Below are 1,046 nucleotides of genomic sequence, written 5' to 3'. Positions count from 1 at the left end.
ACTTATGGCCTCCCCATGCTTATGATCAATGAAGATAATCGCATTCTGGTTGTAAAAGATCGTTCTGATTTACATCGATTTTTTGGTACAACAGCACATTCTAAACAAAAGCGTTTTTTACTTCGTTATAGCAATCCGTTAGGTTTGCGTTTGGTGATTTCGAATCGAATTGCACTCCAGTAATATTAATATGTATTCATTTTTGTACTACCATAAGCATTTATCTTGTTGTGCCGTAAAACATCGTTGTTTGGGCGGTAATATAAGGCATGTAAACTTCACACATGAAGTGTTTTTAGAGGACATGGCGAATATTCTTAAGTTTTCTTGTTCGTCTTTGTGTAAGTGAAAACCAAGAGGAACTCGCTCAATGAGAGAGCAAGACGTTTACAGACGGCTTTGGTATGACTGTTCGTTCTTTATGGCAAAGAGGAAGTCAATGATTGTAAACGAGAGTTTTTTGACACCATACATTGGCAGCAGGAATCGGTTATGTTAAACGCTTTTTTCGAAGAGGTAAAAACTAGTTTTCATAACAATAGAAACCGTTCTTTGGCGGTGTAATTTTGGTTTTTGCCACATCATTAAAATACGAGCAGCTTGCTAGAAGTATTTTTTACTTTTTTTATAAATCATTTCTCTATGTTGAATGAGAGCTTTGAATATTAAAAATATTCTTATTTGATCTCCCTCTTATAATCAAAATCATTTTTTTTGCACGTTATAAGAAGGGTTAGAGTGTGGATAAAAAACATTAAAAAAGAGTAAACACTTTCTAATAAAGTGTTTAGATAGAAATGGTTATCGTAACATTGAGAGTTGGAAAATACAATGATGGTATCGGTTTTTATCTTTATTCCAGAAAGATGGCAGAATGGATTTATACTATTTACAGGTAGTGTCGTAAAATGGGAGTGACGAGCATGAGAGATATTGTTTAAGAATCTGTACGTGAATAACATCAGTATCTTTTTTTGGCATTTTATTTTTCGTAAAAGCGGAATTTCATTAAAAAACGCGATAAATAAAAGAAATGATAGTATATA

General features: G+C 32.9%; 1 pseudogene. It reads left to right on the top strand.

Annotation, left to right across the window (positions count from 1 at the left end):
- Nucleotides 1–183 (top strand): annotated as a pseudogene (locus tag ACFIKE_RS11275) (hypothetical protein); the annotation flags it as partial.
- Nucleotides 184–1,046 lie beyond the last annotated feature (863 nt).

It is taken from the genome of Bartonella sp. MU70NMGDW (assembly GCF_042194085.1).
Taxonomy (GTDB): Bacteria; Pseudomonadota; Alphaproteobacteria; order Rhizobiales; family Rhizobiaceae; genus Bartonella; species Bartonella grahamii.
Note: the sequence above shows the minus strand (reverse complement) of the source record. Positions and strands in the feature narration are given on the sequence as shown.